This is a genomic window from Thermodesulfobacteriota bacterium, from assembly GCA_039028315.1.
GTDB lineage: Bacteria > Desulfobacterota_D > UBA1144 > Nemesobacterales > UBA2774 > CR02bin9.
The window spans coordinates 1-11,101 of the sequence record JBCCIH010000064.1 but is presented as its reverse complement, the minus strand read 5'-3'; the positions used below and the strand labels follow the sequence as shown (position 1 = coordinate 11,101).

Here is an 11,101-nt window from a genome sequence, read left to right as displayed (position 1 = left end):
CCAAATAGTAAGTCTTATGTAAAACCAGAAGAGAGAATTGCTGTATTTGATAATGACGGCACACTTTGGGCAGAGCAGCCGATTTATTTTCAGCTTGCTTTTGTCTCAGACCGCATAAAAGAGCTAGCTCCAGCCAATCCACAGTGGAAAACTGAGCAGCCTTTTCAGGCCGTGCTGGAAAATGATAAAGAAGCGCTTGCTGAAAGCGGCTATGAAGGATTAATGAAACTTCTCATGGCTACACATGCTGGGATGACACAGGCTGAATTTCAACAAATTGTTTCTAATTGGCTAAAGAAAGCAAAACATCCTAGATTTGACCTTCCTTATACTGATATTGTCTACCAGCCAATGCTTGAGCTGCTTACATATCTTAGGGCAAACGGATTTAAAACTTATATAGTATCAGGCGGCGGAATAGAGTTTATGCGTCCCTGGACTGAAAAAGTTTATGGCATACCGCCCGAACAAGTTGTGGGAAGTAGTATAGTCACCGAATTTGAAATGCGTGATGGTAAGCCGGTATTGGTTCGCAAAGCCGAGATAGACTTTATCGATGACAAAGAAGGAAAGCCAGTTGGGATTAACTCACATATCGGACGAAGACCAATTGCGGCCTTTGGCAATTCCGATGGGGATCTGCAGATGCTGCAGTGGACTGCTGCAGGAGATGGTCCAAGCTTAATGGTCCTAGTTCATCATACAGATGAAAAAAGAGAATGGGCTTATGACAAGGACTCTCATATTGGGCGCTTAGATAAAGCCCTTGTTCAGGCCAACGAAAAAGGTTGGACCGTTGTAGATATGAAAGAAGACTGGAAGGTTATATTCCCATTTGATTCAAATGGGAAATGACATAATCTAATCAGCCTTTTTTGCTAAATATTCAATATATATACCGCATTTGAATATTTTAACTTTCTGGCGCTACCGGAATAGCCACAGTCTGTGTATGAGTTGGCTCAAATACAGGATCTAGACCGTCTGTGGTTGCCTCATCGCAGTTACTATTCCTAAAGTTGCAATTGGTCAAGTATGTTTGTCTCGTTTGGATAGTGAATATTGAGTCTAGCTCCAATGTCTGTCCCGCATATTTACCGTCAAGAATTACATAAAAAGCAACCCCAGGTGTGAATGTTTCATGGGCAAGTTCAGCAGGACTATCAACGGTATCTGCCTTAATCCCTTGAGCATTTCTTTTGGCTAGTTTAGGCAAATACTGCCAAGTGGCGTCATTTAGAGTTTGTCCGTTTGAGCCTGAGAGGTTATTTATATTGATATCAAATTTTGTAACAGTTCTTGATGAGGACCAGCTAACGCCGCCCGAAATGCTAGCAATCCCGCCTTGTGTCTGATTTGCCGCAACCATGCCGCTAATCCCAACTGAAACACCAGTTGTTTCTGAGCTTGTTTCTGCTGCAGTTGTGTCAGGAGAGTTATCTGCAAGTGAGGCTGTGCTATTTGTAAGAAGTTCAACGATAGTCTGGTTAGGATTCTGATCAGATTTCCTGATAGCCTTGTAAGTGTTACTAACAGAGAACTCTTTTAGATACCATAGTTTGTTTGTATCTGATACTTTGCTAGGTTTGTTTGTTCTAGTTCCGTCTGTTAGGGTTGTTTGTGCGCCATCTAACCATCCGTTGCTATTTGCCAGATTAAAATCCTGAGCAACGAGCATATAGGACTGTACTCCATTAGCCACGGAATCGGCTGTAACAATCCAAACTTTTGACGTCATTTGGTAGGTAGTTCTAAGTCCATCAAGTTCAAAAGGAAAAGTAACATTATTAGTAGTTGTGTGGATATTTGCATTAGCTAGATCTAATAATGTGCCTTCTTGTGTCTGTGATGTCCTAGGCGATGTATCTATCTCTTCGAGTAACTCCCTGGCGCTGCTAGTAATAATACCCTCATCAAGAAGCTGCTGTTTTCTATCATCATACATCCTCAGCCAATCATCTATATGTTGGCCGTGAGGAGTATATTCATTTATTAATGGAGCCTGTATAGCTGGATCTCCTTCGAATTGGAAAGGCTCATTTGAAGATGCAAACTGAAGAGTATTAGTCCAATCCACGCCGTTGTGCTGCTCTATTGCAAAAGTAGGATTTTGATCAGTATCGTCTAAACCATCTAGGCTATCTAAGTTGGCATAATTAAATGGATGATCTAAGATATCTCGGTAAAGCATGGCAATATCTCTTCTTGTTGCATCATAAAGCATTATTGTAAATCCTGCGATATAAGCTTCTTTGACCGAAATTTTTTCAGAATTGTTCAAGCCTTCTAATGATGTTCCGTCAAGAAGGATGTTGTCTGCAACTCCTTCATGAGGGGCAGTATTAACTTCAGCTGCAATATGATCTAGAGGAGTATCTCTATGCTGCCCCAGAGTACGTATAGTAGGGTCTGATTGAATGGAAGAATCGTTGCTACAACCTCCGATCAAATAGAATGACACAAAGCAAAGAGCTATAATTAAAGATATATTGGCAAGTAATTTCCTTTTTGATTTAAATGTTTTTGACATGTCCATTCTCCTTTTGTTTTTTTTCCGTATTCTTCGTTAGTTGAGTGATTTATGTACGCATCTCTTATGGCACATTCGGTATATTTATGGACTGGTTAAACACAATTGGTAGGGTCCCGTCTGGTTTTGTTACTTTATCAGTCGTTACCGTATCGCATCTGCACCCTATACTATTACAACCACTAAGTCTTGTATTATTTAATACCACTTGAGCAGAAGTCTTGAGTGTTAGTGTTTCACCTGGGAATCCATCTATTTCAATAACAAATGCATGTGTAGGGTTGGTTACTCCTTTAGCAGCTGATATAGGATCATCTAAAAATCGGTCTCGACATACATCCCTCTTTTTTCCCGGTACTGGTGCAGAGTAAATCCAAGAAGCGTCATTACCCAGTTGAGGTCCGCCCTGCTGAGCTAGAGTTTCAGAGACGTTCTCAATTGAGAGATTGCCAAAATCAGATGTTCCGTTTACAGTCCAGTTCAATGTAGAACTAGTACTGCTTCCTCCGTCATTGGTATCAAACCTAGCATTGCCAAAACTGGATTTAGAAATGTTAATGGCATTAAAATCGTCTCCAGGAAAGGCTGAATCTAAAACAGCGTCATTTGTGGATAACAGACCTGCGGGGCTGGCAAATACATAGTTAGCAACCGTGAATTTGGACATGTACCAAGCTTTTTGTCTCCTAGAATCGTTCGAAACGGATTCTCCAACTATTTCTCCGGCTGTATTGTCAAGAGTCATGTCCTGGAGAACGAATAAAAATGATGATGGGGACTGATTCGTAATGATCCATGCCTGGTTAGTTATTGTGTAGGTGTTTCTGCAGTTGTTAGCGGCAAGACCTGCTTGCCCGCAGACTACATTAGGATCAATGCCGCTTCCGGATATTGCGCCTGAGCTTAAAAAATCGACAGTAAACGTATTGGTATGAATCCATGTTTTTGCCAAGTCAAAAACATTTCCCGATCTATCGACATTGCGGGCTTCAAGCTCATTAATAAGTGCTCTAGGATTACTTGATACTATCCCGTCGTCTAATAATAAATCCTTTCGCAATGGCTGATCTTCTATCCAATTTCTTGTGTGCTCACCATAAATCCTATACTCATTTGGAAGTGGGTCAGGCTCACCTTGCCCAACGTTGCCTCCTATATTTTGAAACTCCTCAATCATATCAATAGCATCGTTTGTAGCAATTGAGCTCCAAGGTCTGCCATCAATCTGTTCTATATTAAATGCAAAATATTCCTCTTCGGCAGCCACCTCAACAAAATCTTCTTCTGAGTGCACATCTGGATCTTGGAGTACGTCTCTGTAGACGCGCTGTATTCTTGCCTCGTCCATGTCATATAGAGATATGATGAACCCTTGATTATATGCCTGTCTAATAAGCACTTTCTCTTCATCTGTTAGATTGCCTATTTCCTTGCCATCTAGATGAATATGGTTGGCCTCTCCCGTGTGTTCTCCCAAATCAAGCTCAGCATTTAGTCCCTGAAGAGCCTCATTGCTATGCATTCCTAACAATACTCCATGAATAGGAGTGCGGGTTTCACCCTCACCACCAGAGCCATTGTTATCATTGCATCCTCCAATTAGGCCCAATGAAAATATTACAAATAAACCTATGATTGAAAATTTTTGAACCAATACACTGCGATAGAAAGATTTTTTGTACATAACTCCCTCCTTAAAGTTTGTAGACGCCACCAACTATTCGTAAATAAAACAAAACGCGCGAAGTTGGGTCCCATGGTCCTATGGATTGTGCTTATGGAAGTTATGTGGAAATACAGGGGTGCTAATAATAGGCGTTCGCATAACTTAAGGTATAAACATGCGTAATAACGTAGCCGCCTATAATACATATGAGAAAGTATTAAGTGTACAAACCCCCACCACATATTACCCTCCAGGTAATTACTGCCGCATTTGTCCCCTTTCACTTAAAACTCATATAATTCGATAAAAATTAAGGATTCTAAAATTTAAACCTACCTAATACAATTATACAGCTATAACATATATATGCCAAACCGAGTCAATATATACAATCTAAATTATTTCATATAGTGCTTAAATATAGACCCTGAAATAACCTCAAAAATAAAAATGTTATGGAATATTTTAAATTAGATGAAAATTCTAATTTTTTAGATTTACTGTTATAATAATTCTGGCCTTCTCAAATGGATTTGGGGATCCAAGGGCAAAAATACAGAATCATAAAGCTATTTTTATTCATTTAGAAAGATGGGAAATCACTACATACATACCACTATACTTTTCACTCTATTTGTCTTATTATGCCTTACGGTTTTCGGCGGTTATGCATCTTTAGCTCAAGATGAAGCTGAACAGGAGTATATCGCTGAGGTTCGGCCTGGAGACGAGAATGAGAAATTCCCAATAAATGTTGGGGTTGTAGTCATAGATATAGATAGCATTGACGGTGCTCAACAATCATTTGTTGCTAATTTTGCTGTGGTTACAGAGTGGAATGATCCAAGGCTAGTTGAAGATATAGAGTATTATCGTGTCATGGATACTGATGATGTGTGGACTCCAAACTTGCAGATACTAAATCAGCAAAAGTTGTTTACAACCTTTCGTGATGAAGTGACAGTCCTGCCTAATGGAAATGTTTATTTCACCCAGCGCTATTGGGGTACGCTTTCCTACCCAATGAATTTAAAAGACTTTCCATTAGATGAGCACTCTCTTAAGATAAAACTCGTGGCAGTGGGTAAGGATTCTGACAACATAACATTTAATATAAATCCTGAACGAACCGATATGTCAGAGATTCTGACTGTAACTGATTGGGAAATAAGGAGTTGGGACGCATATACTGAGGAGATAGAAATTGGACCCAAACTTCCTACTTTTCCTGGAGTTGTTTTTGAGTTTGAAGCAAAGAGGCTTGTTAAATTCTATCTTATCAAGGTCCTTCTTCCTTTAATGTTAATTGTGCTTATGTCATTGGTCGTACTTTTTATAGATCCTAACCATACCGGTCCAAAACTTAGCATTGCTATTACTGCCATACTTACGCTTATTGCATATAGGTTTTTATTAGGCAATCTGCTTCCAAAGATTTCATATTTAACCCACATGGACTATTTCATATTTGGATCTATGTTCTTAGTTTTTGCTGTTCTTGTGGAGACTTCTATAGTTGCAAGGTATATGAGTCAGAAAAGGGAGCAAGAGGCAAACAATCTAGATTATTGGTCCAGGTGGGTATTTGTAATAGCTTTTCTATTAGTTACCTTTGGCTCGTTTATTTTATAACTATATTCCAACCCTAAAACCATAGCTTCGAGAAGTAATTCTACTAATACTCAGGATATTCAGCACATTGCTGGATTATTTTTGCTATAAGCCCCGTCCACCCTGTCTGGTGGCTAGCTCCCAGTCCAGCGCCATTATCTGCATTGAAGTATTCATTAAATAGTATTAAATCGTTCCAAAGCGGATCATTTTGGAACATCTCAACATTTCCATAATATGGACGTTTATTGTTGTGATCCTTTGTAAAAATGGATAGTAGCCTTCTTGATATTTCTAAAGAAACTTCCCACAGGTTCATTAAATTCCCTGATCCGCTGGGGCACTCAACTTTGAAACTGTCACCAAGATAGTGATGATATTTTTGCAGCGATTCAATAATCAGAAAATTAATTGGAAACCATATAGGGCCTCTCCAGTTAGAGTTTCCACCAAAAAGCCCAGTTTTAGATTCGGAGGGCTCATAGTCAATGCTGTACTCTCTACCATCTATCTTCAGAGAGTAATGGTTGTTCTCGTAGTATTTAGATAATGACCTTACCCCATAAGGACTTAAGAATTCATTTTCATCCAGCATTCTGTCTAAAATGAGTCTTAACTTATATTGGTTTAAAATGGATAAAAAGCTTCTTTCCGATTCTTCTTCTTTTCCTACTGCACACTGGGTTACGAGGTCCGGGCGGTTGTCGATGAACCAATTCATTCTTCTCTTAAATCCTGGTAGGGAATCTATTAGATCCTGCTCAATAGTCATGATTGAAAATAGAGGTATTAGACCAACAATGGACCTTATTTTAAGAGGAATTTTGCCATTATCCGGAAGGTTCAATACATCATAGTAAAAACCATCATCCTCGTTCCAAAGCCCGGTTTCGTGGTTGCCTGATCCATTAATTGCGTTTGATATGTAGAGAAAGTGCTCAAAAAACTTACTAGAAATATCCTCATAACTCTTATTGGTTTTTGCAAGCTCAAGTGAAATTGTAAGCATATTTAGCGCGTACATCCCCATCCAGCTGGTGCCGTCAGCCTGCTGTATGTATCCTCCCGTGGGCAGTGTCTCACTCCTATTAAAAATCCCGATATTATCTAGCCCCAAAAATCCTCCCTCAAATATGTTATTACCCTTCACGTCTTTTCTGTTTACCCACCAGGTGAAATTCAAAAGAAGTTTTTGGAATACGCTCTCAAGAAATTGTTTGTCCTCTTTTTCATAATGTTTGCTCTCAATTTTGTACACACGCCATGCTGCCCATGCATGCACAGGCGGGTTTACATCACCAAATGCCCACTCATATGCGGGAATTTGTCCATTTGGATGCATGTACCACTCACGTGTAAGCCTTTGTAGCTGACGCTTTGCATAGTCAGGATCAATCATGGCAAAGGGAATTGTATGAAAAGCTGTATCCCACGCCGCAAACCATGGGTATTCCCACTTGTCGGGCATTGAGAGAACATCATCTGCATATACATGTCTCCAGCTATGATTGCGCCCATGCTTTCTTTGCTCAGCGGGAGGAGGAAAAACGACATCACCGTTTAGCCATTCCTCGACTACATAGTTATAGAACTGCTTTGTCCAAAGCATTCCGGAAAAAGCCTGGCGCTGGATATGTAATTGATCTTCATCAAGAGTCCCCAGGGCCAGCTCACTGTAAAATTCGTTTGCTTCTTTAATAGATCTTGAAAATATTTCATCAAACTTTTTTCCGAACGGCGATCTTAAATTCTTAGATTTACTAAGTCTAAACTTAAGCTCAGTTGATTCACCAGACTTTAGTTTTATTTTGTATAGAGGCGAAAACTTAGTTCCACTGAGCTCAGGGTTTATGCAGTCTTTTGTTGAGTTTACTACATAATCATTTATGCCGTCTTTTACATATTTAGACGAGTTCTTGCTACCATGTAGTCTTTGCATATTTGTTTCGTTCTCGGTAAATAGAAGCTCAGTTGGTTCATGAGTGTAAAAATACATCTCGCCCAGAGTAGGGTGGGAAGACTCAACTATATAGGTCTTTTCTTTTTCTTTTAATAATTTTATCAAAGGCTTAGTTTTATTCTTATACCATGACCAGTCATTTTTAAACCATAGAGTTGGTAGGACAAATAATTCGCTTTTCTTTGGTCCTCTATTGAAAACCGTAACCTTAATAAGTATGTCTTCCGGATCGTTCTTTGAATACTCGACAAACACATCAAAATATTTATTGTCATTAAATACTCCTGTATCTATGAGCTCGTATTCCGGGTCGAGTTTCCCAAGTTGGTTGTTTTTACTAATCAACTCATCGTATGGATATTCCTGTTGTGGGTATTTGTATAAGTACTTCATATATGAATGGCTTGGTGTGTTATCAAGATAGTAGTAATATTCTTTTACATCTTCCCCATGATTGCCTTCATAGCCGTTTAGTCCGAACAGTCTTTCTTTTATGATTGGATCTTTACCGTTCCACAGTGCTAGAGCAAAACATAGCCTTTGATGGTTGTCTGAGATACCGGCAATCCCATCTTCGCCCCACCTATAGGCCCTAGAGCGCGCATGATCATGAGGAAGATACTCCCACGCCTCTCCATTTGAGCTATAGTCTTCCCTTACAGTGCCCCATTGTCTTTCGCTAAGATAAGGACCCCATTTTCTCCAATAAGCTTTTCTTTCTCTGTCCTCTTTTAGTTTTTTTTGTTCTTTGTTCATTAATTGTTCCTTATATTCTAAGTATGAGAATAATATATAGTTCTCAATTTAATTTTTAAGCACAGTTTAGCAGATAATTGTTAATCAAAATTTAAGAACTATGTAGTTTTTCAATTTGTTTAGAAATTCTTAGGTTAGGGCACACTAAGTAATTAGTTGCCTAATAGTTTATCGTAGTGATCTCTATATATCTCACTTGCTTTTCGCCAGGAAAAGTTCTCAGCCATGTCTTTTCTTACTAGTGCATGCCACTCAGCAGGGTTATTGTAGACAGAAATGGCATTCTCAATTGATTCTAACATTTCTTTTCCGTCAAATTCGTGAAATACAAATCCGTTTCCAAGCTCCGAATTACGTTTGTAGTCAATTATAGAGTCTAATAAACCACCAGTGCCTCTTACAATAGGAACTGTTCCATATTTAAGCGCCATTAGCTGGCCAAGCCCGCAAGGCTCAAATCGTGAAGGCATAAGGAACATATCGCTTCCTGCATAGATTGCTCTTGCCTTCTTGTCGTTATATCCGATTATTGCAGAGAATTTATCCCCATAGAGCTTCATTTTCTCTGTGAGTATATTTTCATAACTCTTATCCCCGGTTCCAAGTACAACTAGTTCTACGTTTAAGTCTAATATTTGGTCTAGATAATCAACAACAAGATCTATTCCTTTTTGGTCTGCAAGTCTTGAGATTATTCCTATAAGTGGTTTATTCTCTTTTGATTTAAATCCTAGCCGCTTTCTTAATTTTAATTTATTCATAGCCTTGCCCTCAAGATTATCAGGGCCGTATTTCATACAAATGGTATTGTCAGTCTCTGGATCCCATACGTCATAGTCAAGACCGTTCATTATTCCAACCAATTTGTTGCGGTTGGAAATGGACCTTAACACGCCGTCAAGCCAATAACCATACTCAGGAGTTTTAATTTCCTCTGTATATCTTGGGCTTACTGTGGTTACCAGATCAGAGCTGATAATTCCACCTTTCATAAGATTCACTTTTCCATAGAACTCAAGCCCATTCATATTAAAAACGTAGGAAGGAAGACCAAACTTGTCTATGATATCCTGCTGGTAGAGACCCTGGTAAGCAATATTATGGATCGTGTATACGACTTTAGTGTCTTTGAAAAAAGGATCATCATGATAGTGTTTCTTCCACTTAAGGGATATTGGTATAAGTGCTGTTTGCCAGTCGTTGCAGTGAATAATATCGGGTTTAAAATTTAAGGTTTTTGCAATTTCAAGTGAACCTAATGACAAGAAACCATATCTGAGGTCATTATCAGCATAGTCGCCAACTGGGGAGCCATAAATATAAGCTCTATCATAGAACTCTTCGTTTATTAGAAAATAAACGGTAACTCCATCTATTTTAGCTTCTTTTATTTTGCCTTTATGTGCAATCCAATCTATAGGAACTATAACTTCTTTGTTTCTTAGTGTTTGGGCTTTGATCCCTAGTCGTCTTAAATTTCTCTCAGCTTCTTTATAGAGTGGTATTACAACCCTTACATCCAATCCGAGGTCGCTTAATCTTTTTGGCAATACTCCTACGACGTCTGCAAGCCCACCAGTTTTTGCAAAAGGCTCCATTTCTGAAGCCACAAAAAGCACATTCATTTGCTTTCCCCTGTCAATATCTATAATAATCTCTAGAACTTAGGGGAAAAAGGTGCTTTTCCACCAAGCGTTTGTAAGAGATAAAAATGTAAACTAATCAACCCCTACTACTATAATCACTGAGTCCACTTAATTTTTCAATAATTTTTTGAAAATTCTCCATAGAATTTAATCTCCACATCCAATTGCCCGAAGTTGTAGATGGCGTATTCATGCGTGAAGAGCTTCCGAGTTCCAATAAATCCTGCATCGGAATAATAGAGGTGTCAGCCCTTGATGAAACAGCAAGCTCAATTAATTCCCAATTCACCGTTTGCTTATCAACATCTTTTTCCAAATATTCTTTAACTCTATTTTTCTCTATATCGCTTGCTTCATCGCACCACCATCCTAGAGTTGTATTGTTGTCATGGGTGCCTGTGTATATCACGCAGTTATTTTCTAAATTACTAGGTAAGTAATCGCCGTAGGGATAGTCGTCTCCAAAGGCAAATAAAAGTATCTTCATACCAGGAAGATCATATTTTTTAATCACATCCTTAACATCATCTGTAATAAGTCCGAGGTCTTCGGCAATAAAGTTCGATTTATCAAACTTTGAGAATAAAGTGTCTAGAAAATTAGTGACATCTAGATTAACCCATTTGCCGTTTAGGGCTGTAGTCTCACCGGCATCAACTTCCCAGTATGAGACAAATCCCCTGAAATGATCTAGCCTTAATTTGTCGAACAACGATAGGTTATGTCCTATTCTATTTATCCACCATAAATACTGGCTTTCTTTATGTTTATCCCAATTGTAAACCGGATTACCCCAAAGCTGGCCGGTTTCACTAAAGTAGTCAGGGGGCACACCTGCCACAAACTCAGGTCTTTTATCATTGTCCAGTTTAAATAGCTGCTGATTAGCCCATACGTCTGAGCTATCATAATTTATATAATAGGGAATATCT

General features: G+C 38.9%; 7 protein-coding genes. 2 read left to right on the top strand and 5 right to left on the bottom strand.

Translation table 11 applies throughout. The annotated features are described in order from the left end of the window. Positions 1 to 855, top strand: an 855-nt coding sequence (locus AAF462_05530) for an HAD family hydrolase (protein ID MEM7008581.1), incomplete at its 5' end; no start/stop codon positions are given. Positions 856 to 913: 58 nt separating this feature from the next. On the opposite strand, the gene AAF462_05525 is transcribed toward AAF462_05530, so the two are convergent. Both AAF462_05525 and AAF462_05520 read right to left on the bottom strand, forming a co-directional pair. Further along, positions 914 to 2,530 carry a hypothetical protein gene (locus tag AAF462_05525; protein MEM7008580.1) on the bottom strand — a complete coding sequence of 539 codons (1,617 nt, stop codon included), beginning with the start codon at positions 2,528 to 2,530 and terminating at the stop codon, positions 914 to 916. Between the two features lie 64 nt (positions 2,531 to 2,594). Beyond that, positions 2,595 to 4,214, bottom strand: coding sequence for a hypothetical protein (locus tag AAF462_05520; GenBank protein ID MEM7008579.1), 1,620 nt, complete (start codon positions 4,212 to 4,214; stop codon positions 2,595 to 2,597). A gap of 573 nt (positions 4,215 to 4,787) precedes the next feature. Between AAF462_05520 and AAF462_05515 the strand changes: the two genes are divergently transcribed. Then, entirely contained in the window at positions 4,788 to 5,828 is a 1,041-nt protein-coding gene (locus AAF462_05515; GenBank protein MEM7008578.1) for a hypothetical protein, read from the top strand. Between the two features lie 43 nt (positions 5,829 to 5,871). Here AAF462_05515 and AAF462_05510 read toward each other — a convergent pair whose 3' ends face one another. From AAF462_05510 to AAF462_05500, 3 genes are all read right to left on the bottom strand, one after another. Next, complete coding sequence (locus tag AAF462_05510; GenBank protein MEM7008577.1) at positions 5,872 to 8,523, bottom strand: glucosidase; 2,652 nt, start codon at positions 8,521 to 8,523, stop codon at positions 5,872 to 5,874. 152 nt (positions 8,524 to 8,675) lie between these two features. After that, on the bottom strand, positions 8,676 to 10,148 hold the full coding sequence (gene glgA / locus AAF462_05505) for a glycogen synthase GlgA (protein ID MEM7008576.1): 1,473 nt from the start codon (positions 10,146 to 10,148) through the stop codon (positions 8,676 to 8,678). A 97-nt stretch (positions 10,149 to 10,245) separates the two neighbouring features. Continuing rightward, on the bottom strand, positions 10,246 to 11,101 hold an 856-nt coding region (locus AAF462_05500), incomplete at its 5' end, for a 4-alpha-glucanotransferase (GenBank protein MEM7008575.1).